This is a genomic window from Mesorhizobium sp. W016 (genome assembly GCF_054719485.1).
In genome coordinates this window covers 1233967-1254578 of sequence record NZ_JBTTIF010000002.1, presented here as the reverse complement: position 1 = coordinate 1254578, position 20612 = coordinate 1233967, and the positions used below count along the sequence as shown (strand labels likewise).

18 protein-coding genes are annotated in these 20612 nt (G+C 63.2%); 13 read left to right on the top strand and 5 right to left on the bottom strand.

The window, feature by feature from the left end; genetic code table 11:
- Positions 1 to 81: 81 nt before the first annotated feature.
- The 5 genes from ACYG9V_RS06625 to ACYG9V_RS06605 all read left to right on the top strand — a co-directional run bounded on the left by ACYG9V_RS06625 (position 82) and on the right by ACYG9V_RS06605 (position 4660).
- Positions 82 to 1023, top strand: coding sequence for a LysR family transcriptional regulator (locus ACYG9V_RS06625; RefSeq protein WP_023711336.1), 942 nt, complete (start codon positions 82 to 84; stop codon positions 1021 to 1023).
- 193 nt (positions 1024 to 1216) lie between these two features.
- Entirely contained in the window at positions 1217 to 2101 is an 885-nt protein-coding gene (locus tag ACYG9V_RS06620) for a DMT family transporter (RefSeq protein WP_032902466.1), read from the top strand.
- Between the two features lie 63 nt (positions 2102 to 2164).
- On the top strand, positions 2165 to 3187 hold the full coding sequence (locus tag ACYG9V_RS06615) for a LacI family DNA-binding transcriptional regulator (RefSeq protein WP_023671355.1): 1023 nt from the start codon (positions 2165 to 2167) through the stop codon (positions 3185 to 3187).
- Positions 3184 to 4167 (top strand): 2-hydroxyacid dehydrogenase, encoded by a 984-nt coding sequence (locus tag ACYG9V_RS06610; protein WP_023822071.1) that lies wholly within the window; start codon positions 3184 to 3186, stop codon positions 4165 to 4167. The genes ACYG9V_RS06615 and ACYG9V_RS06610 overlap by 4 nt, the downstream gene beginning before the upstream one ends.
- Before the next feature lie 82 nt (positions 4168 to 4249).
- Positions 4250 to 4660, top strand: coding sequence for a hypothetical protein (locus ACYG9V_RS06605; protein ID WP_023703660.1), 411 nt, complete (start codon positions 4250 to 4252; stop codon positions 4658 to 4660).
- Between the two features lie 10 nt (positions 4661 to 4670).
- Here the strand turns inward: ACYG9V_RS06605 and ACYG9V_RS06600 are convergent, their stop codons facing one another.
- Positions 4671 to 5444 (bottom strand): gamma-glutamyl-gamma-aminobutyrate hydrolase family protein, encoded by a 774-nt coding sequence (locus ACYG9V_RS06600; protein WP_023703661.1) that lies wholly within the window; start codon positions 5442 to 5444, stop codon positions 4671 to 4673.
- A 294-nt stretch (positions 5445 to 5738) separates the two neighbouring features.
- Here ACYG9V_RS06600 and ACYG9V_RS06595 point away from each other — a divergent pair, with 294 nt between their 5' ends.
- Positions 5739 to 6848 carry a TRAP transporter substrate-binding protein gene (locus tag ACYG9V_RS06595; protein WP_023725935.1) on the top strand — a complete coding sequence of 370 codons (1110 nt, stop codon included), beginning with the start codon at positions 5739 to 5741 and terminating at the stop codon, positions 6846 to 6848.
- Between the two features lie 252 nt (positions 6849 to 7100).
- Here ACYG9V_RS06595 and ACYG9V_RS06590 read toward each other — a convergent pair whose 3' ends face one another.
- The 4 genes from ACYG9V_RS06590 to ACYG9V_RS06575 all read right to left on the bottom strand — a co-directional run bounded on the left by ACYG9V_RS06590 (position 7101) and on the right by ACYG9V_RS06575 (position 11646).
- Complete coding sequence (locus ACYG9V_RS06590; protein WP_023822070.1) at positions 7101 to 8129, bottom strand: zinc-dependent alcohol dehydrogenase family protein; 1029 nt, start codon at positions 8127 to 8129, stop codon at positions 7101 to 7103.
- Positions 8130 to 8162: 33 nt separating this feature from the next.
- The gene (locus ACYG9V_RS06585; protein ID WP_023683516.1) at positions 8163 to 9941 is read right to left on the bottom strand and encodes a TRAP transporter large permease; all 1779 of its coding nucleotides are present in this window, start codon (positions 9939 to 9941) and stop codon (positions 8163 to 8165) included.
- Positions 9938 to 10543, bottom strand: coding sequence for a TRAP transporter small permease subunit (locus tag ACYG9V_RS06580; RefSeq protein ID WP_023671348.1), 606 nt, complete (start codon positions 10541 to 10543; stop codon positions 9938 to 9940). Before ACYG9V_RS06580 ends, ACYG9V_RS06585 begins: the two co-directional genes overlap by 4 nt.
- 197 nt (positions 10544 to 10740) lie before the next feature.
- Complete coding sequence (locus tag ACYG9V_RS06575) at positions 10741 to 11646, bottom strand: branched-chain amino acid ABC transporter permease (protein ID WP_023695936.1); 906 nt, start codon at positions 11644 to 11646, stop codon at positions 10741 to 10743.
- Positions 11647 to 11735: 89 nt separating this feature from the next.
- On the opposite strand from ACYG9V_RS06575, the gene ACYG9V_RS06570 reads away from it, so the two are divergent.
- The 7 genes from ACYG9V_RS06570 (at position 11736) to ACYG9V_RS06540 (ending at position 20594) form a co-directional block, all read left to right on the top strand.
- Complete coding sequence (locus ACYG9V_RS06570; RefSeq protein WP_352764848.1) at positions 11736 to 12347, top strand: CGNR zinc finger domain-containing protein; 612 nt, start codon at positions 11736 to 11738, stop codon at positions 12345 to 12347.
- Positions 12340 to 12870: a hypothetical protein gene (locus ACYG9V_RS06565; protein WP_023745817.1), complete on the top strand. Its 531-nt coding sequence runs from the start codon at positions 12340 to 12342 to the stop codon at positions 12868 to 12870. Before ACYG9V_RS06570 ends, ACYG9V_RS06565 begins: the two co-directional genes overlap by 8 nt.
- A gap of 220 nt (positions 12871 to 13090) precedes the next feature.
- On the top strand, positions 13091 to 16561 hold the full coding sequence (locus tag ACYG9V_RS06560) for an indolepyruvate ferredoxin oxidoreductase family protein (RefSeq protein ID WP_023745818.1): 3471 nt from the start codon (positions 13091 to 13093) through the stop codon (positions 16559 to 16561).
- A 142-nt stretch (positions 16562 to 16703) separates the two neighbouring features.
- The gene (locus ACYG9V_RS06555; RefSeq protein ID WP_352543933.1) at positions 16704 to 19016 is read left to right on the top strand and encodes a putative bifunctional diguanylate cyclase/phosphodiesterase; all 2313 of its coding nucleotides are present in this window, start codon (positions 16704 to 16706) and stop codon (positions 19014 to 19016) included.
- A gap of 167 nt (positions 19017 to 19183) precedes the next feature.
- Positions 19184 to 19951, top strand: coding sequence for an N-acyl amino acid synthase FeeM domain-containing protein (locus ACYG9V_RS06550; RefSeq protein ID WP_023671342.1), 768 nt, complete (start codon positions 19184 to 19186; stop codon positions 19949 to 19951).
- Positions 19952 to 20055: 104 nt separating this feature from the next.
- Positions 20056 to 20205 (top strand): DUF3096 domain-containing protein, encoded by a 150-nt coding sequence (locus ACYG9V_RS06545; RefSeq protein ID WP_023671341.1) that lies wholly within the window; start codon positions 20056 to 20058, stop codon positions 20203 to 20205.
- A 164-nt stretch (positions 20206 to 20369) separates the two neighbouring features.
- Entirely contained in the window at positions 20370 to 20594 is a 225-nt protein-coding gene (locus ACYG9V_RS06540) for an aa3-type cytochrome c oxidase subunit IV (protein WP_023671340.1), read from the top strand.
- The last annotated feature ends 18 nt before the right edge of the window (positions 20595 to 20612 follow it).

Genomic DNA, 20612 nt, shown 5'->3' with positions numbered 1-20612 from the left:
CCTTTGAATGAGCCACCCTAGGCCTCGTAATTATCCAGGAAAATTACTATGATTGGACAATCTCAGTAGGTTTTGACTATAATGAATGGTCTGAAACTCCACGACCTACGGTGCTTTGACGCCGTGGCAAGCGAGGGCAGCTTCCAGGCGGCCGCCCTTGCCTTGAACCGATCGCATCCATCCGTCTTCGCCGCTGTCGCACGCCTCGAGCAGTTGCTCGGGCTCACACTTCTCGACCGCAGCGGATATCGGGTGGGGCTGACGGAGGCGGGCCGCGAGTTTCGCGCGCGAGCGCAGCTGACATTGCGCGAGCTCGACCATCTGCGAACCTATGCGGGCCAGTTGGCGAGTGGCGAGGAGACGGTCCTGCGTGTCGTCATGGGTGATCTGTGCCCGCGACCGCAAATCCTGCCTATGCTCAGCGGCTTCTTTGCCGAATGCACCAGGACACGCCTGCGTCTGGAGTATGAGGCGATCGGCGGTCCGCTCGAACGGTTGATGGAAGGCGAGGCTGACCTCGTCTTCCATCGCGCGGATCCTTCCGATCCGCATCTCGAGCGGATCGATCTCTGCGCGGTGACGCTCGTGCCGGTGGTGGCGCCTGGGTTCCTGCCCTTCGCGCCTGGCCGGGAGATTGCGCCGGAGCAGATGCGGCCCTTCACCCAGTGCGTGATCCGCGACACGGCGCGGCGGCCGTCGCCGGAGAGCTATTTCCTCGTCGACGGTGCGCATCAGTGCTCGGCGCCGGATCATCTGATGAAGAAGGAACTGATCCTTCACGGATTGGCCTGGGGCCATCTGCCGGGATGGCTGATCGAGGATGAACTGCGGGATAGGAGGCTGATCTCGATCGCTGGTGCACATCTGCCCGGCCGGACGGAGACCTTGGCGGCGGTGCGCCGGCGCGACCGACCGCATGGACCCGTCGCCCAGGCGTTGTGGCTTCATCTCCAGGCGCAAATGGCATCCGACGGCAAAGCACCGGGATGTCAGAACGTCGCAGCGGAACGCAAGGCGCCTTAGCTGGCATCGGATTGGGCATCGGATTGGCCTGCGCTGAACCTGTCTCAGACGCCTGTTGTGCCAGTCGCTTTTGGCTTGCCGGGCGCAGGCGATTGCCGCAAAGGTTAAGCGTTGCTCCTCCCTGCCCGGCCTGACATTGAACGTTCCCGCAAAATCAGACGAAAGCGCAACGCCGCCCGCCGCGATGCTGTTCATGCTTTCCACCTATGTCTTTTTCACCTTTCTCGACACATCGAGCAAATATCTGGTCCTGGCCGGCGTCTCGGCGCTGATCGTCGCCTGGGCCCGCTTCACCGTCCATGTCCTGCTTGTCGGCGTCTTCCTGCGCGGCTGGCGCGAGCCGTCGCGCTTCCGCGCCAACAATTTGCCGGCCCACATCCTGCGCGGCGGTCTGTTGTTCGGCTCGACGATGTGCAACGTCATGGCGCTCAAAACGCTTCAACTGGCCGAGACCACCTCGATCTACTTCTTCGGGCCGATGGTGATCACCGCCCTTGCCGGACCGCTGCTTGGTGAATGGGCCGGCTGGCGGCGCTGGCTGGCGATCCTGACGGGTTTTGTCGGCGTGCTCGTCATCACAAGGCCGGGCGTCGGCGTGTTCGGTCTCGGCCACCTCTTCGCGCTCGGCTCCATGCTGTCGAACTGTTTTTACGTCATCATGACGCGCCGCATGTCGGCCAGCGAAAGCTCGGAAAGCCTGATCCTGTTTTCGGCGCTGGCGCCGGCCGTGCTCCTTTTGCCGATGCTGCCGTTCTCGCATCAGCTGCCGCAGGATGGCTGGCATTGGGTCATCCTGGTGATGCTGGGCGTGTTTGGCGCCGGCGGCCACTGGCTTCTGGTGCAGGCCTACCGACTGGCGACCACCACGGCGCTGGCGCCTTACCCGTATTCGCAGATGGTCTGGATGATCCTGTCCGGCTGGATCATCTTCCACCAGTTCCCCGACCGCTGGACGCTGGTGGGTGCTGCGATCATCGTCGCCAGCGGCCTTTACATCATCCATCGCGAGCACCGTTTGCGGCTGCGCAATCGCACGACCGTCGATGTCGAAGCGGAGGCGCTGGCGAAAAAACTTTGATTTGCTCCGAATCCGATGGCATAACGCCGCATTTAAAAAATTTAAAAAACGGGGAGCGAAGGGCTGGCACAAAAGATCAAGCTTTCGACGATCGCGGATGCGCTTGGCGTCTCCACGGCCACGGTCTCCCTCGCCTTGCGCGACAGTCCACTGGTCGCAGGCGCCACGCGTGACCGCATCAAGGAGCATGCGCGGGCCATCGGGTATATCTACAACCGCCGCGCCGCCTCACTGCGCACCTCGCGCTCGGGGATTGTCGGCGTCGTCGTGCACGACATCATGAACCCGTTCTTCGCCGAGATCCTGCGCTCCATCGAAAGCGAACTCGATCGCAGCCGGCAGACCTTTATCCTGTCCAACCACTACGACCAGCTGGAAAAGCAGCGCACCTTCATCGACACGCTGCTGCAGCTCGGCGCCGATGGCGTCATCATGTCGCCGGCCATCGGCACGCCGGCTTCCGACATCGTCATGGCCGAAGAAAACGGCCTGCCGGCGGTGCTGATCGCACGCAGCGTGGAAGGCGCCGACGTGCCGGTGTTTCGCGGCGACGATGCCTATGGCACAGCACTTGCCACCAATCACCTGATCTCGCTCGGGCACAAGCGCATCGCCATGATCGGCGGCACCGACCAGACCTCGACCGGGCGCGACCGCTACCAGGGCTATCTCAACGCCATGGAAGCCGCCGGGCTGGAAGTCAGGCCGTCCTGGCGCATTGCCGGGCCGCGCACCAAGCAGGGCGGATTCGAGGCGGCTGGACAGTTTTTGGCGCTTAAAGACAAGCCAACCGCCGCCTGCTGCTGGAATGATCTCGTCGCCATAGGGCTGATGAACGGCATTGCCCGCGCCGGCCTGGTGCCGGGCGCCGACATATCGGTCACCGGCTATGACGATCTCGAGGAGGCGGCAATCGCGACACCGGCGCTCACCACAGTCTGGAATGGCCAGCGAGAGGTTGGCCGCCGTGCCGCCAGCGCGCTGCTCGACAAGCTGAACGGACAGGCGGTACGGCCGTCACAGGAACTGATCAAGCCGGAACTGCATGTGCGCCAGTCGACCGGCAAGCCGGTGGAGCGTGCATGACCAAGACTGATGCGTTGCAGACCGTCGCCGTTCTGGTGCCGGGACATTTCAACGACCATGCGGTCGAGCGCATCGACCGCACCTTCAAGCGGGTCAAGATAGAGCGCGCCGATCCCGCCCTGGTCACCGACGAGATGCGCCATGACGTGCGCGCCATTGCGTCCTTCGCCGGCGTCAATGCGGCATTGATGGATGCATTGCCCAACCTCGAACTCATCGCCTCCTTCGGCGTCGGCTATGATTCGGTCGATGCCGGCCATGCGGCCAAGAAAAACATCATGGTCACCAACACCCCCGATGTTTTGACCGAGGAGGTCGCCGACACCACGATCGGCCTTTTGCTCAACACCGTGCGTGAACTTTACAACGCCGAGAAATGGCTGCGCGACGGCAGTTGGGTGAAGAAGGGCAACTATCCCCTGAGCCGGCTGACCTTGCGCGGTCGGCATGTCGGCATTTTCGGCATGGGCCGCATCGGCCTTGCCATTGCGCGCCGGCTGGAAGCGTTCGGGCTGCCGGTGGCCTACCACAACAGGCGCAAGGTCGAAGGTCTGGCTTATGAATACCACCCGACGCTGAAGGGCCTTGCCGAAGCGGTCGATACGCTGATTTCCGTAGTGCCGGGCGGCGCTTCCACGGAGAAGGCGGTCAATGCCGAAATCCTGGCGGCGCTTGGCGCCAACGGCGTTTTCGTCAACATCGGCCGTGGCAGCACGGTCGACGAGGCAGACCTCGCCGCAGCGCTTGCCAACGGCACCATCGCCGCGGCCGGGCTCGATGTTTTCGCCGATGAACCGAATGTGCCCAAGGCTTTGCTGAAGGCGCCCAACACCTCGCTTTTGCCCCATGTCGGCTCGGCCTCGCACCACACGCGCCGCGCCATGGCGGATCTGTGCGTCGACAATCTGGTATCCTGGTTCAGCGAGCGCCGGCCACTGACCCCGGTGCCTGAGACGGCGCAAGTCAAGCCACGAAGCTGAGCGGCTCTCTGCCACACTCGTTAACGTCGGCTTAAAGCTTTGGAATCATTCTGCATCTGCGCCGGGGAGCGCGGAGTGCAAGATGACGAAACTTCCGGCATTGATTGCGGCAGCGGCACTTTTCGCCGGCTTTCAGCTGTTTCACGGCGGCAGCAGTGAAAGTTCGGCCAATGAAGCAAGGCCGGCAACCACCTTCAGGCTGGTCGCCAATGGCGACGAAGGCGACTGCGCGGTTAGCCGCGGCGCCGCGATTGACGATGGCCTGTCGCTGTTGACCGTGGCGCCGAGTTGCCGCGGGTTGCTGCCGGGGATCGAGCGGGCAAAATTCTGGCGAGAGGGCGAGGACGGCACGATCGCGTTCAGCGCCGACGGCACCGACCCGATCGTCACCTTCTCGGTTGCGGATGGCGACGGCTACGAATCCTACGCTCCGGCCACGCCGCTGCTGTCGCTGGCGACAACCGGCGAACGGGATCAATCCGCCGGCAATTGATCGTCGGGATTTATTCCGCCGCCGCCCGTGCACCGGCCTTCGCCGCCGCATGCAGGCGCACCGCATCGCCGAAGGCGCGGAAGATCTTGGCCGAGTTGCCGTCCGACTTGACCCAGTATTCGGGGTGCCATTGCACGCCGACGGCGAAGGCGCGGGCGTCCTTCACCGAAACCGCCTCCACCGTGCCGTCGCCGGCAACCGCCTCGACCTGCAGCTTCGAGCCGAGCCGGTCGATGCCTTGGCGGTGCAGCGAGTTGACTTTGATGTCGCCGGCGCCAAATACACCGGCCAGGCAGCTGCCCGGCTTGATCGAAATGGTCTGGTGAATGGCGAAGCGTTCGTCTTGGTTGTCGCTCACCGGCGCGCGATGGTCGAGCGAGCCTTCGCGCTCCTGGATCTCGGTGCCAAGCGTGCCGCCCAGCGCAACGTTCAACTCCTGGATGCCGCGGCAGATGGCAAGCAGCGGCACGCCGCGCTCGATCGCCTTGCGGATTAGCGGCAGCGTGGTGGAATCGCGCGCCGGGTCGTAGGGGCCGTTGGCTTCGCTGGCGTCGCCGCCATAGAGCGATGGATGCACGTTGGACTTCGAGCCAGTGACCATGACACCGTCGACCGAAGACAACAGCTCGTCGAAGTCGAGCCGGTCACCGAATGACGGCACCAAAAGCGGGAACACGCCGGCGCCGGAAAGTGCTGCCTCGATATATTGCTGCGGGACGGCATGCCAGGTGTAGTTGTCGAACTGACGGACGTCGGTTGATATGGCGACGAGCGGCTGGTGCATTTTGGGTCCGGATTCCATTTGGCGCGAAGCGAATAGCTATTGTGCCTGCAAAATAGGCGATCCGAAGGCGCTTTTCCATGGCAAGTTTCGCCATCTCGCATGGGCCACGCGGCGAACGTTAGACTATAGTTGCAGGCTGGCCGGCCGGCCCGCGGATTTGTCGCCAGCGCCGCCGTCAAATCCCGCCACCATGCTGGACTCGACCTTTTGCCCGTGTATTGTTTCGGGCAAATCGATACCGGACGTGAGGAGATGTCCCTGATATCGGTTGTTGGTCCAATAGGGAGGAACTGCATGGATCGTCGTTCATTCATCCGCAAGGCCGGGGTCACCGGCGTGGGCGCAGCGGCGGCTGCCGCTACGCTAGCCGCACCGGCAATCGCCCAGTCCAATCCGAAAGTGACGTGGCGGTTGGCGTCATCCTTTCCCAAGTCACTCGATACGATCTATGGCGGCGCCGAAGTCTTCTCCAAGATGCTGTCTGAGGCGACGGACGGCAATTTCCAGGTCCAGGTCTTCGCCTCCGGCGAACTCGTGCCCGGCCTGCAGGCCGCCGACGCCACCACTGCCGGCACCGTCGAGGCCTGCCACACGGTGTCATACTATTACTGGGGCAAGGACCCGACATGGGCGCTCGGTGCGGCAGTGCCGTTCTCGCTCAACGCGCGCGGCATGAATGCCTGGCACTATCATGGCGGCGGCATCGACCTGTTCAACGAGTTTCTTGCCACGCAGGGTCTTTTCGGCCTGCCCGGCGGCAACACCGGCGTGCAGATGGGCGGCTGGTTCCGCAAGGAGATCAACACCGTCGCCGACCTGTCCGGCCTCAAGATGCGCATCGGCGGCTTTGCCGGCAAAGTGGTCTCGAAGCTCGGTGTCGTGCCGCAGCAGATCGCCGGTGGCGACATCTATCCGGCGCTGGAAAAAGGCACGATCGACGCCGCCGAATGGGTCGGCCCCTATGACGACGAGAAGCTCGGCTTCTATAAGGTCGCGCCCTATTACTACTATCCCGGCTGGTGGGAAGGCGGCCCGACCGTCCATCTCCTGTTCAACAAGGCGAAGTACGAAGAGCTTTCGCCGGCCTACAAGTCGCTGGTGCACACGGCCGCGCACGCGGCGGACGCCAACATGCTGCAGAAATACGACTACCTCAATCCTGCAGCAGTCAAGCGGCTGGTGGCCGGCGGCGCGAAATTGCGCCCGTTCAGCCAGGACATCATGGCCGCCTGTTTCGAGAAGGCCAATGAGGTCTACACCGAAATGGAAGCCACCAACGCACCGTTCAAGAAGATCTGGGACTCGATCAAGGGCTTCCGCAAGGAGCACTATCTGTGGGCGCAGGTGGCCGAGTACAATTACGACACCTTCATGATGGTCCAGCAGCGCAACGGCAAACTGTAGGCTGGGATCTTGTCCCTTCTCCCCGTCACTATACGGGGAGAAGGTCCCGGCAGGTGGATGAGGGGCGGCGCAAACTTCGGCGATTGATCGCCTTGGGCTTGGTAGCCGCCCCGAAATTATAGCTTATCTTTCCAAGCGTTGACGCTGCACCTCACCTGCCTGCCGGCATCCTCTCCCCGTATAGTGACGGGGAGAGGGACGCGGTCATCGTCGTTTCGCCAATCGCCAACGTCGCAGGATTGAGGCTGCCCTTCATTCCCTGCCCGGCACCACCAACACCTTGACCTCGCCGGGGGCGGCCGGGTTGGAGATAACCGAGGGGGCTCCGTCCAGGCCGACCTGTCTGGAGATGAGCTTGTCGATCTCGATTGCCCCGGACGCGACAAGGTCCGCCGCCCGCCTGTGGGTGAAGGGGTTGATGAACGAGCCGAGAACCTTCAGTTCGCGAAACAGGATGTCGAACGGTTCGAAGGGCACTTTCACGCCTTGCGGCATCACGCCGACGATCACCACCGTGCCGCCGGACTTCGCCAGCCGCATCGATTGTTCGACGGTATCGGGGACACCGGCGCATTCGAGCACCACGTCGGCCCCGCCGGGCACAAGGCCGGTTGGGCCGGCGATCGCCTCGATCGGGTCGACCGCGTTTGGGTCGACCGTCGCCGTTGCACCGAGCTCTTCGGCGAGCGCACGGCGGGAGGCCTGCCGCGTCGACAGGATGATGGTCGCCGCTCCTGCGAGCCTCGCCAATTGCACGGTAAGCAGGCCGATGACGCCGCCACCAAGCACCACCACGGCAGCGCCGGGTCTGATTCCGGCGAGGTCGACAGCGTGCAGGCAGCAGGCCAGCGGCTCGCAGAAGGCGCCATGCGTTGGCTTGAGGTTCGCAGGCAGAAGAAAGGCCTGGCTCTGCGGCATCACGACGTAGTCGGCGAAGCCGCCGTCGCGATGGATGCCGATGGCCCTGAGATTGCTGCACAGATTGACGCGGCCGGCTCGGCAATGACTGCAGCGTCCGCAGAAGATGTTGGGATCGCCGGTAACACGGTCACCGATGGCGATGCCGGAAACCGCGTCGCCGACAGCCTCGACGATGCCGCAGAATTCGTGACCAAGCGTCACCGGCGGGCTCGAAGGGAATTCGCCGTGGAGGAGGTGACGGTCGGTGCCGCAAACGCCGCAGGCTTCGACGCGCACCAGAACGTCCTGCGGTCCCGCAACAGGCTTGTCGACCTCCCGTAGCGCAATGCTGCCCACCGCTTCCAGGCGCACGGCTCTCATAACATCCTCACTCAGGTTCTCAGTGTTCACACATCAGTTGAAGTTCGGCGGCTGCGACAGGTCGGTCGCCGGCGCCGCCGGCTTGGCGGGCGGCGTCTCGCCGAAATTCGGCGGCTGCGAGAGATCGTTCGACGGTGGCGCCGCGGGTGATGGGCCACCGTTGGCTGGTGGTGGTGTGCCGAGAGGCGCAAGGCCTGGCATATCAGGCAAGTTGATCTCGATCGTTCCCGGATCGACGGCCGCACCCTTGTAGCGCATGACCATTTGCGGGAAGGCGATGGTCAGCCCGATCATGATCACCTGGATGCAGACGAAGGGCACGGCGCCCCAATAGATCTGGCCGGTGGTCACCGGCGCGATCTGCTTGCCGGTGAGGCGATCGAGATAGGGCACGCGCGCGGCGACAGAGCGCAGGTAGAACAGCGCAAAGCCGAAAGGCGGGTGCATGAAGCTTGTCTGCATGTTGACGCCGAGCAGCACGCCGAACCAGATCAGGTCGATGCCGAGCTTATCGGCAGCCGGCGCCAAGAGCGGTACGATGATGAAGGCGAGCTCGAAGAAGTCGAGGAAGAAGGCGAGCACGAAGACCAGGATGTTGACGCCGATCAGGAAGCCGACTTCGCCGCCCGGCAGCGACGTCAACAAATGCTCGACCCAGACGTGGCCGTTGACGCCGTAGAAGGTCAGCGAGAACACCCGCGCGCCGATCAGGATGAACAGCACGAAGGAGGAAAGCCTGGTGGTCGACGCGAGCGCCTGTTTGATGACATCCAGCGACAACCGCCCCTTCATTGCCGCCATCGCCAGGGCGCCAACCGCGCCCATGGCGCCGCCCTCCGTCGGGGTGGCGATGCCGAGGAAGATGGTGCCCAGCACCAGGAAGATCAGCGCCAGAGGCGGGATCAAAACGATGATCACCTGCTGCGCCAACCTGGACATCATGTTGATGTTCAGGCCCTTGTCGGCGATCGCCACGATATAGATCAGGATCACCCCGATGCTGGCGCCAAGGATATCGGCATTGTCGCCATGCGCCGGCGCAAGGTAGCGATAGGCCGCATAGGAAGCCGCGACTGCCACCAGCAGTGCCGCGAGCAGCGACAGCACGCCGTGGCCAAGCGTGCGGGCCGCCAGCGGCAACGCCGGCATCGAGTTCGGCCGGACGATCGACATGATCAGGATGTAGAGCGTGTAAAGGCCGGTCAGCACCAGGCCGGGGATCAGCGCGCCGGCATACATGTCGCCGACCGAACGGCCGAGCTGGTCGGCCAGAACGATCAGCACCAGCGACGGCGGGATGATCTGGGCGAGTGTGCCGGATGCCGCGATGACGCCCGACGCCAGTCGTCGGTCATAGCCGTAGCGCAGCATGATCGGCAGCGAGATCAGGCCCATGGCGATGACCGAAGCCGCGACCACGCCCGTGGTCGCGGCAAGCAGCGCGCCGACGAAAATCACCGCATAGGCAAGGCCGCCGCGAACCGGGCCGAACAGCTGGCCGATCGTGTCGAGCAGGTCCTCGGCCATGCCCGATCGTTCCAGCACGATGCCCATGAAGGTGAAGAACGGGATTGCCAAGAGCGTGTCGTTCGACATCACCCGGCTGCCGTAGAAATTGTCGGGCAGCGCATGCAGCAGCGGCCACGCCAGGTTGATCGAGCCGCCCGAATAGGGCGACAGCACGACACCGATGAAGAAGAACATCAGGCCGTTTGCGGCGAGTGAAAAAGCGACGGGATAGCCGATCAGCAGGAAGATGATCAGCGAAGCGAACATGATCGGCGCCATGTTCTGGGCGATGAACTCGATCATGGGCGCGCCTCCTGGGCGAGCGCCTTGGCTTCTTCGGCAAGGGCTTTCGCCTCGAGCTCGGCCTGTTCGTGCACCGAGATGAACGGATTGGGATCGTCCATGTCGCCGCGCATGATGGCGATCTTCTTGATGATCTCGGAGATGCCCTGCAGCGCCAGCAGAAAGAAGCCGACGAGCAGGATCGCCTTGGCCGGCCAGATGATCAGGCCGCCGGAATTGTTCGACATTTCGCCGCTGCGGAACGACAGCGACACGTAGGGTATAAAATAGATCACCATCAGCGTCACGAACGGCATCAGGAAGAAGACATGGCCGAGCAGGTCGATCCAGTGCTGCACGCGGCGCGACCACATGCCGTAGACGATGTCGATGCGGATATGGTCGTTCTGTTTCAGCGTGTAGGCGGCGGCCAGCATGAAGGCGGCGCCGAACAGGTACCACTGCAGTTCCAGCCAGGCATTCGACGAGACGTCGAAGACCTTGCGGATGATGGCATTGGCGGCGCTGACCAGGATTGCCAGCAGGATCAGCCACGATATCCACCGGCCGATGAACTCGTTCATACGGTCGATCGTTCTGGATAGAGCGAGCAGCCCTGCCATGCATTTCCTCCCTGAGGTCGAAGGCGCGCCGGCTCCCCTATTTTCCGTCGCGCCGCTGTGGCCCAACGGTATGCCGTGCGTGGTTCGGCGGGTCAACATGGCATGGGCGCGATCAACGCCGTCGTGACGGGAGGCAGGGGATAAGTGCCGACCGGCTGCTGCGTCATGCAACCAAAGTCTGACAGCGGATGCGGCGATCAGGCGATCTTCTGCTGGTCGCGGCCGGGACCGATCAGCACAAGTGCCGCGACCAGGAACAGATACATCCAGCCATCGCGCCATTCGATCGGGAAATAGCCGGCCCATAGCGACTCCGCCATGCCGAAGGCGGCCGCACCGAGCGCGGCCCGAGGCGGAGAGAGATAGCCGCCCACCGCCGTCACGAACAGGATTTTCAGCCCGTAGACGAGGCCGGAGCCGAAGCTGACATTGCCGTAGTAAAGGGCGGCCATGATTCCGGCCAGCGCGGCGCAGAAACCGCCGAACAGCACCGCATGCCGGAACACTGCGCGCACGTCCACGCCGCACATGGCAGCCGCTTTGGGATCGTCGGAGACGGCGCGCCAGCGGCGGCCGAAGCCCGAGCGGGCAAACGCCCATGCAGCGAGCATGATTGCCGCCAGAACCACCGCGCAATCGATGAGCTGGATCAGCGTCAGCGTCGCCTGGAAGCCGGCATCCTGAGCAAAAACGATGGGCTGCGCCAGCATCGGCGGCAGCCACCAATCATGCGTGTCGGCGGCGATACGGCTTGCTTCCGACAGCACCAGCAGGATGCCGAGCGTCGTCACCACAATGGCATTGGGCGTGCGGTCGGCCAGCGGTTCGAAGACGCTGCGCGACAGCACGTGGCCGATCAGCGCGGCATAAAGGAAAGCCGTGACGACGCCGAGCACCACTGCCGCCAGCAAGGTCAGCCACAATACCTGATAGCCGAAGGCCACGGTCAGGATCATCGTCTGGCCGCAAAAGGCGAACAGCGCGCCATAGGCGAGATTGGTCCGGTGCAGGATGCCATTGGTCAGCACGTAGCCGAAGGCAAGCAGCGCATAGAGCGCGCCGGAATGCAGCCCGTTCAGCACCTGCTGGAAGAAATAGAGCATAGACAGCTTTCCGGGCGCCGGAGCCCGCGCCAAGGTTTGCATCGTAAAATCTAACTTGTCAAACGCGATTTATCGGTTAGATTTCTGATATGACAGTATCTTGGAGCCCACATCGCTTCACCGGCGGCATTCTTGCGCTCGATACGGCCAACACCGTGGTGTTGCGCAACGATCCGGAAAAGACTTTCGACCGTTTTGCCGATCCGGCCGAGATCGCGCGCTTCGCCAACGCCGCAACCGGCTTTCGCGGTGCCGAGCTTGGCGGCAGACCGCTAGAGGCGACCTCGCCGGACAGCATCGCGCCGGTGGTGCTGGCGATCCGCGAGACGACCGACCGCCTGTTTCGCGGCGCGGTGTCGAAAGGCGCGCTTGCCGCCGGCGACCTCGCCGCTTTTCTCAAGGCCTGCGCCGACGGCCTCGATCGGAGCCCGGCCGAAATCGGCGCCCCGGGCAGACCGTTCGGCGATCCGGCGACGCCGATCGCGTTCGAGGCGGCGCTGGCGGTTTCGGCCTTGTCGCTGCTGCGCGACGACACGGTCGCCAGGCTCAGGATCTGTCCCAATTGCAGCTGGCTGTTTCTCGACAGGAGCCGCAATTCCAGCCGCCTTTGGTGCGATATGGCTGTGTGCGGCAACCGCCAGAAAGCAAGCCGTCACTATCGCCGCCGCCGCACGGCGGCACATGAGGTCAACAATGCCTAGGGTTGTTTTTCGTTCGATCCTTGTCGGTGCTGCGCTCATTGCAGCCGTTGCGCTTGGCGCCTGCCGCGACACCGGCGGCGACGGCAAGCTGTTCGAGGTTTCCGGCAAGGTCGTCGTCTTCAACTACCGTCTCGCCCGGGCGACCTATGTCGTGACGCTGCGGCCCCTGCAGCCGATGGGCGAAGGCCAGGTTGCGGTCGCCAGCTTCCAGAATCCGGCCGGCGGTTCTCCCCTGGTGATCGAGCAGAAGGTCTGGCCGAAGCTCGACAAGGTCAGCCTGGAAAGCCCGGCGCTGACCTGTATCGTCAAGGACAAGCCCTATGCGATTTCGATCAGCATCAGGGGTCCTGACGGCACGTTCCTGCAGAAGATCGACACGACGCTGATGTCGAGCGAGGACCAGTCGATCCTTCCCGACCGGCCGCTGGTGGTCGACCAGCTCTATACGGCCAATCCCGATCTTGCCGGCCATCCCGACGGCAAGCTGCCGGGTGAGCCGAAGCCGGATTGCTCGAAAGGCTGACGCGTCTTTGCCCGGCGCGACTGCGTGGAAATTTCTGGTCGCCGGACAACCGCCGCGGACCGATTTCGTGCCGAATACGCGACGGCAGCGGATCGTTCGTTGCGCTTTGCCTGGCACTTTCGATTTCGTTTGACCTGCCTTGCAAGCGGAGAAAGACTGCGCCATCTCACTCCTACGTTGGCTGCGCGCCCCGGTGCTGTCTCCGCAGAGGAAATGCCTGATGACGCTGCACGACGTCGCGCTCGACGACAAGTTCGATCTCGGTAAGGAGCGCATCTTCCTGTCCGGCGCACAGGCGGTCATCCGCATGCTTTTGATGCAGCGCGAGCGCGACCGCCAGGCCGGCCTCAACACGGCCGGCTTCGTGTCCGGTTATCGCGGCTCGCCGCTCGGCGGCCTCGACATGCAGCTGTGGCGGGCGAAAAAGCAGCTGGCGCAGGCCGACATCGTTTTCCAGCCCGGCCTCAACGAGGAGCTTGCCGCCACCGCCTGCTGGGGCTCTCAGCAGACGGGATTGCTGGGTGAAGGCACGCATGACGGCGTGTTTTCGGTCTGGTACGGCAAGGGTCCGGGCGTCGACCGCTCCGGCGACGTTTTCCGCCACGCCAACCTCGCGGGATCGTCGAAGTATGGCGGCGTGCTTGCGCTGATGGGCGACGACCATATGGCCGAATCATCGACCAATGCGCACGCCACCGAATTCCTGTTCGTCGACACCATGGTGCCGATCCTCAACCCGGCCGGCGTTCAGGAGATCATCGACTACGGCCTCTACGGCTTTGCCATGTCGCGCTTCGCCGGCACCTGGGCGGCGATCAAATGCGTCAAGGACAACATCGAATCCTCGGCCTCCGTCGATGCCGCGCTCGAGCGCCTGAACATCGTCGTGCCGGAGTTCGATATGCCGCCCGGCGGCCTCAACATCCGCGATGAGATCGACATGCTCGGCCAGGAGGAGCGCCTGCACGAATACAAGCGCGCCGCTGCGTCCGCCTTCATCCATGCCAACGGCCTGAACCGCATCGTCTATTCGGGCGGGCGCGCGCCGAAGCTCGGTATCATCACGCTCGGCAAAAGCTATCTCGATGTCCGCCAGGCGCTGGAAGATATCGGCATCGACGAGGCCGCCGCCGGCCGCATCGGCATCCGCCTGTTCAAGGTCGGCTGCCCGTGGCCGCTCGACCTGCAGCATATCTCAGAATTCGCCCGCGGCCTCGACACCATCGTCGTCGTCGAGGAGAAGCGCTCGCTTATCGAGGTGCAGCTGCGCGAAAACCTCTACGGCACCGCCACGCAGCCGACGATCGTCGGCAAGAAGGACGAGCGCGGCGACTGGCTGTTCCCGGCCAAGGGCGCGCTCGACCCCAACGAGATCGCCATTGCGCTGGGCGAGCGCATCCTGCGCACAATCGGCTCTTCGGAAGAGATCGCTGCCAAGGTGGCAAAGCTGCGCCAGTTCCAGGCGATGCTTGCCGACACCAGCGATATCGGTTCGCGCACGCCGTTCTTCTGCTCCGGCTGCCCGCACAATTCCTCGACCAAGGTGCCCGACGGCTCGATCGCCGCCGCCGGTATCGGCTGCCATTTCATGGCGCTGTGGATGGACCGCAACACGGTCGGCTTCACCGCCATGGGCGGCGAGGGCGCACAATGGGTCGGCCAGGCGCCATTCTCCAAGCGCGGCCACATTTTCCAGAATCTCGGCGACGGGACCTACAATCACTCCGGCACGCTGGCGATCCGCTTCGCGCTGTCGACCGATGCCAACATCACCTACAAGATCCTCTACAACGACGCCGTCGCCATGACCGGCGGTCAGCCGCATGAGGGCGGCCTGACTGTCGACATGATCGCCAGGCAGGTGCGCGCCGAAGGCGTCGAGCGCATCGCCATCGTCACCGACGAGCCGGAGAAATATGCGGGGAAGGCCGAATTCCCCTCCGGCGCCACCATCCACCACCGCGACGACCTCGACCTCGTCCAGCGCGAGCTGCGCGACGTCAAGGGCGTCTCGGTGCTGCTCTACGACCAGACCTGCGCCGCCGAAAAGCGCCGCCGCCGCAAGCGCGGCACCTTCCCGGATCCCGACAAGCGGGTCTTCATCAACGAACTGGTCTGCGAGGGCTGCGGCGATTGCGGCCTGCAATCGAACTGCGTCTCGATCCAGCCGGTCGAGACCGAGTTCGGCCGCAAGCGCAGAATAGACCAGTCGAGCTGCAACAAGGATTTCTCCTGCGTCAACGGCTTCTGCCCGTCCTTCGTCACCGTGCACGGCGCCAAGATCAGGAAGGCCGAAGGCATTGCCGGCCGCTCCGACCCGCTTGACGGCGTGCCGGTGCCGGCCGAATTCCCGCTCGGTAGCGAGGGTTGGGCGGCGATCATCGACGGCGTCGGCGGCACCGGCGTCGTCACCATAGGTGCTGTGCTCGGCATGGCCGCCCATCTCGAGGACAAGGGCTGCGGCATGATCGACATGGCCGGCCTCGCCCAGAAGGGCGGCTCGGTGTTCACCCATGTCCGCATCGCCCGCACCCCGGACGACATCCACGCGATCCGCGTTTCGGCCGGCAAGGCGGACCTGGTGCTCGGCTGCGACCTCGTCGTCTCGGGCGCCAAGAAGGTGCTTGGCGCGGTACGCGAAGGCCATACCATCTTCCTCGCCAACACCGCCGAGATCATGCCTGGCGAGTTCGCCCGTTCGGCCGATTTCTCGCTGCCGATCGAGCGCCTGAAGAAGGCGATCCGTGCTGCCGCCGGCGAAGACAAGACCCATTTCTTCGACGCCACGCGCACCGCCACCCAATTGTTCGGCAATTCGCTCGGCGCCAACATGTTCATGCTCGGCTTCGCTTTCCAGCATGGCGGGCTGCCGCTGTCCGCGCAAGCCGTTGAAAGAGCGATTGAATTGAATGGCGAGGCGGTGGCGATGAACATCGCCGCCTTCCGCTGGGGCCGGCGCGCCGCGCATCAGCCGGAGTTTGTGCGCGGCCTCATCGCGCAACCGAGCAAGGCCACTGAGATCGCCGAGACGCTGGACGATATCATCGCCCGCCGCGTCGCTTTCCTCTCTGCCTATCAGAATGCCGCCTATGGCAGGCGCTATGTCGAGCGGCTGGCGGTCCTGCGTGCCGCCGAGGCAAAGGCCGTGCCCGGCTCGACCGCGGTGACCGAGGCAGCCGCCAAAAATCTGTTCAAGCTGATGGCGATCAAGGACGAATATGAGGTGGCGCGGCTCTACACTGACGGCTCCTTCGCTATGGAGCTGTCAAAACAGTTCCAGAGCTACGAAAAGCTCGAATTTCATCTGGCGCCGCCGATCATGGGCAGGCGCGGCAATGACGGCAAGCCGAGGAAATCGAGCTTCGGCCCGTGGATGATGAAGGGTTTTCGCCTGCTGGCGGCGCTGAAAAGCCTGCGCGGCACGGCCTTCGACGTGTTCGGCTACAGCGCCGAGCGGCGCATGGAGCGGCAGCTTCTGGCCCGCTATGAGGCCGATCTGGAGCTTGTCGCCAAAGCACTTGCGCCAGGCAGGATCGAGGCCGCCATCGCCCTTGTCTCGGTGCCGGCGCTCATTCGCGGCTACGGCCATGTCAGGCAAGCCAGCGCCGAAAAGGCAGAGGGCGAGCGCACAAGGCTTGTCGAGCGGCTGGCCAACACGCCGGCGCGGCCTGAACTTCAGGCCGCCGAGTGATCGATACGCCTTGTTTACCTGAACACGAATTTTCGCGGTTTACGCCGATGGAGCCGACTTGACGCCAGGCGTCGGAACGGCATCTCTAAACCTTTCTTAAGGCGAATGTGACATGACTGCGGTTCGTGCGACACCGCAGGCCATGCAAGAAAACAAAGCCGCAGAGATAGGTGAGGACGTCTATGCTGGGTTCGTGCGATCGTTGTTCAACGATCCCGGGATCCTGCTGATTGGCGCATTTTGCCATGGCCTCATCGGCATTCTGGTTTATTTTACCTCGGGGCATCCGGCCTATCTTGCATTGGCCGCGCTTATGCTTGCGGCCGGCCTTTACCGTTATTACGGCATCCGCAAAGGCCTGCGCATAGGCAGTTTCGAAAGTTATGAACAAGCCAAGAAGTGGGAACGCTACTACCTGGTTGGCGGCACCATCCAGGCTTTCTTCATGGGGCTTTTCTGCTTCACCTCAATCTATCTCATTCCCGATGTCTTCGGGGAAAGCGCCGCCATCGCCGTCATAATGGGCTCGACGGTGACCATTGTCGGCCGCAATTACGGCTCCAAGACCATGGTTGCGGTGCAGGCCTTCACGGTCGTGCTGCCGATCGCGGTCGGGCTGATGCTCAAGGGGCATCTCGGCGATTTCATCCTCGGCCTCTACATCGTGCCGTTCATCTTCATCATTACCCGGATGGCCAGCCACGTCCGCACCGTGCTGTTCAACGCCATTTCGGAACGCAAGACGGCCGCCAGGCTCGCCGAGCGCTTCAACCGCGCGCTCAACACCATGTCGCATGGCCTGGTCATGCTCGGCCCCGACGGCAAGGTCGTGGTCGGCAATGCCGAAGCCGCGCATCTGATGTCGCTGCGCTCTCCCGACCAGCTCCTCGGGCGGTCGATCCATTCGCTGCTCCTGCGCGGCGTCGCCGGCGGCATGCTGGCGCCGAAAGACTGTCGCTATGTCGAAGCGCAGCTCACGCGCGCCTTGCGCGAGGGCCGCGACCGCAAGGTGCTGGTCTCCTTCTCCAATGGCCAGCACTATGAGTTCTCGGCCCGAGAAGGCAATCAGGACCTCGGCGTCATCACCTTCGAGGACGTCACCGCCCGCGTCGAGGCTGAGGAAAAAATCCGCTTCATGGCGCGCTATGACAGCCTTACCGGCCTGCCGAACCGCGCGTATTTCCATGAGCTGGTCGGCGAGGCCATGGCGTCGGGCAGCCGCGACCGCCTGTGTGCCCTGGCGGTGCTCGATCTCGACGATTTCAAGAGCGTCAACGACACCCTTGGCCATCCGGTCGGCGACGGACTTATCTATGCCGTTGCCGAGCGGCTGGCGGCCGTCGCCGGGCAAGGCGTCAATGTCAGCCGTTTCGGCGGCGACGAGTTCATGATCTTCTTCGACCGCGTCGAGGATGAAAGCCATCTGACGGGCCTGCTCGACCAGATCTTTGCCGATCTGCAGGGCGAGGTCGACGTCGCAGGCCACGGTCTGCGCATCCAGGCAAGCGCGGGCGCCGTGCTGTCCAGGGTCGAGGACACCGATGTCGACGCCATGATCGTCAAGGCCGATCTGGCGCTCTACAAGGCCAAGGAACTCGGCAAGAACAACTGGCGGCTGTTCGAAGCAGCGATGGATGCGGCGTTCCGCAACCGCCAGCTGATGAAGGCCGATCTGCGCACGGCGGTCGAAGGCAAGGCGCTGCGGGTGGTCTATCAGCCGATCGTGGCGATGAACACCATGCGCATCGCCAGCTGCGAGGCCCTGTGCCGCTGGGATCATCCCGATCTCGGGCCGGTTTCGCCCAGCATCTTCATTCCGCTGGCCGAAGAAATGGGCATCATTTCCGAGATCAGCACTTTTGTGCTCGCGGCTGCCTGCGCCGAATGCGCCAAATGGCCGGGCCAGACCAGCGTCTCGGTCAACCTTTCGGCCAAGGATTTCCGCAACCGCGACGTTGTCCAGAAGGTTCGCGACGCGCTTGCCACTTCGGGGCTCGCCGCCGGCCGCCTCGAGATCGAAGTCACCGAAACCGCGCTGCTCGACGACAAATCGCTAACGCGCCAGTATATCGAGGAACTGAAGCAGCTTGGCGTTCGCATCGCGCTCGACGATTTCGGCACCGGCTATTCAAGCCTGAGCTACCTCCACAAGCTGCCGCTCGACAAGATCAAGATCGACCGTTCGTTCCTGATGGACGTGACCCAGAACAAGCGTTCGCTCGACTTGTTGAAGGGCATCGTCGACCTGACTCGCGTGCTCGGGCTGACCGTCACCATCGAAGGTGTGGAAACCTTCGAACAGCTGAAGATCCTGGTGCATTCGGTCAAGCCGGACCTCGTCCAGGGCTTCCTGTTTGGCGCAGCACTCAGTGCCTCGGGCATAGAGACCATGTCCAACGTGACCTGGCCTTTCGCCGCCGAGCTGCGGCCGGCGGCAAAACTCGCCACGCCCTGACCCGTCATTAAATTGCGCTTGAAAAGCCCGTCTAAAAAGCGTTGTATTGTCTAGACGTTAACTGATTGTTAAGGTTAATGATCGGTAAACACAGACGATTAGAGTTTCATCTTCTTGTTCCTTCTGTCGTCCGGTATTGTTCTCCTGCGGCGGTACGAGGGGAAGTAATGGACACGCATCAGTCAGGTGTGCTTTCGGGTGCGGCAGTCAAATCTGGCCCGCCTTCCCTGTTCGCCCGCAACGTCCTCGACGTCCTCGAGCGTGTCGAATACCGGCGCTGCGAAAGCGGCGAGGATCTCGAAGCGGTCTACCGGCTGCGCTACAAGGCCTTTCATACACACGGCCTGCTTGACACCATTACCGAACAGAAGCTCGTCGATCACCTTGACGAAGTGCGCAATTGCTACTGTTTCGGCGTCTTCATGGATGGCGAGCTGGTCAGCACCGTCAGGCTCCACCATTTGACCCGTGAGACCCCCGAAGCGCCGATCATGACCGTTTTCGGCGACCGGCTGCTGCTGCGGCTGGCGCGCGGTGAAACCTTCATCGACCCGAGCCGGTTGGCGATCGATCCGCAAATGTCGTCGGCCAACCGCGCCCTGCCCTATGTCACGCTGCGGCTCGCGGTTATCGCCAACACCTTCTTCAACGCCACCAGCTGCATTTCGATGATCCGCGAGGAGCACACGGCCTTCTACCATCGCATCTTCGGATCGGTGCAGGTCGGCGAGCCGCGCCTCTACCCGCCCTTCACCATGCCGATCTTCTTCTATGAATCGATCTGCGAGCAGAACATGGCCCCGACGCTGGAGCGCTTTCCCTTCTTCCAGTCGACGGCGCTGGAGCGGCGTATGCTGTTTGCCAAGGCGCCGGCCGGCGAGCTCGCGCCGCTGACTATCCTGCCCACCGCCAAATATTTTCGCGAAGCAGCGTAATGTCGGCAAAGCCGGCGCACTTTAGCGCCCGGTGCGAGGAGCTTTCCGGCCGCTTCGGCGTTCTGGACGTCACGACCCCGATGCGGCCATAGAAAGGAACCGACATGCATATTCCCGAGCTAGCACTGACCCCGCTGATCTCGCTGATTGCCGGCGTGCTGATCCTGGTGATGCCGCGGCTGCTCAACTACATCGTCGCGCTCTATCTGATCGTCATTGGGCTGCTCGGGCTGTTTCCGCATTTAGCCGGTTGAAACGCAAAACGCTCAACGTTCGACGTTAGGCCGGCGACAAGCCCTACTGCCGGCTTTCAACATTCCTTTGAGGCTGTTGTCACTGGTCGTGCGGCAATAGCGCCATTGCTCTTGGCCCGGCTTTTCGCTATGTGCCTCAAAGATGTCTTCGAAGGGGTATTCCTATGGCTGATCACACGCCGACCGGTCCTGTCGAACTGGGCGCGAAGATGGACTATGCCGAACATGACCGCACCTATCATGGCTTTCTGGCGCTGGCCAAATACGGCTCGCTGTTCTGCGGCGCCCTGCTCCTGGCCATGGCTTTCGGCTTCTTCGCAGGCGGCTTCTTCTCCGCGACCATCCTGTTCGTGCTGATCCTCGCCCTCGGCGCCTTCATTCTCCGATAGTCTCTTCAGACCCTTGCC

Excerpts from the sequence above, each read along its gene's own strand:
- ACYG9V_RS06585 (WP_023683516.1), bottom strand. The coding sequence starts at position 9,941 with ATGATCGAGTTCATCGCCCAGAACATGGCGCCGATCATGTTCGCTTCG.
- ACYG9V_RS06575 (WP_023695936.1), bottom strand. The coding sequence starts at position 11,646 with ATGCTCTATTTCTTCCAGCAGGTGCTGAACGGGCTGCATTCCGGCGCG.
- ACYG9V_RS06600 (WP_023703661.1), bottom strand. The coding sequence starts at position 5,444 with ATGCACCAGCCGCTCGTCGCCATATCAACCGACGTCCGTCAGTTCGAC.
- ACYG9V_RS06550 (WP_023671342.1), top strand. The coding sequence starts at position 19,184 with ATGGACACGCATCAGTCAGGTGTGCTTTCGGGTGCGGCAGTCAAATCT.
- ACYG9V_RS06590 (WP_023822070.1), bottom strand. The coding sequence starts at position 8,129 with ATGAGAGCCGTGCGCCTGGAAGCGGTGGGCAGCATTGCGCTACGGGAG.
- ACYG9V_RS06620 (WP_032902466.1), top strand. The coding sequence starts at position 1,217 with ATGCTTTCCACCTATGTCTTTTTCACCTTTCTCGACACATCGAGCAAA.
- ACYG9V_RS06580 (WP_023671348.1), bottom strand. The coding sequence starts at position 10,543 with ATGGCAGGGCTGCTCGCTCTATCCAGAACGATCGACCGTATGAACGAG.
- ACYG9V_RS06595 (WP_023725935.1), top strand. The coding sequence starts at position 5,739 with ATGGATCGTCGTTCATTCATCCGCAAGGCCGGGGTCACCGGCGTGGGC.
- ACYG9V_RS06555 (WP_352543933.1), top strand. The coding sequence starts at position 16,704 with ATGCAAGAAAACAAAGCCGCAGAGATAGGTGAGGACGTCTATGCTGGG.
- ACYG9V_RS06540 (WP_023671340.1), top strand. The coding sequence starts at position 20,370 with ATGGCTGATCACACGCCGACCGGTCCTGTCGAACTGGGCGCGAAGATG.
- ACYG9V_RS06605 (WP_023703660.1), top strand. The coding sequence starts at position 4,250 with ATGACGAAACTTCCGGCATTGATTGCGGCAGCGGCACTTTTCGCCGGC.
- ACYG9V_RS06560 (WP_023745818.1), top strand. The coding sequence starts at position 13,091 with ATGACGCTGCACGACGTCGCGCTCGACGACAAGTTCGATCTCGGTAAG.
- ACYG9V_RS06625 (WP_023711336.1), top strand. The coding sequence starts at position 82 with ATGAATGGTCTGAAACTCCACGACCTACGGTGCTTTGACGCCGTGGCA.
- ACYG9V_RS06565 (WP_023745817.1), top strand. The coding sequence starts at position 12,340 with ATGCCTAGGGTTGTTTTTCGTTCGATCCTTGTCGGTGCTGCGCTCATT.
- ACYG9V_RS06610 (WP_023822071.1), top strand. The coding sequence starts at position 3,184 with ATGACCAAGACTGATGCGTTGCAGACCGTCGCCGTTCTGGTGCCGGGA.
- ACYG9V_RS06570 (WP_352764848.1), top strand. The coding sequence starts at position 11,736 with ATGACAGTATCTTGGAGCCCACATCGCTTCACCGGCGGCATTCTTGCG.
- ACYG9V_RS06545 (WP_023671341.1), top strand. The coding sequence starts at position 20,056 with ATGCATATTCCCGAGCTAGCACTGACCCCGCTGATCTCGCTGATTGCC.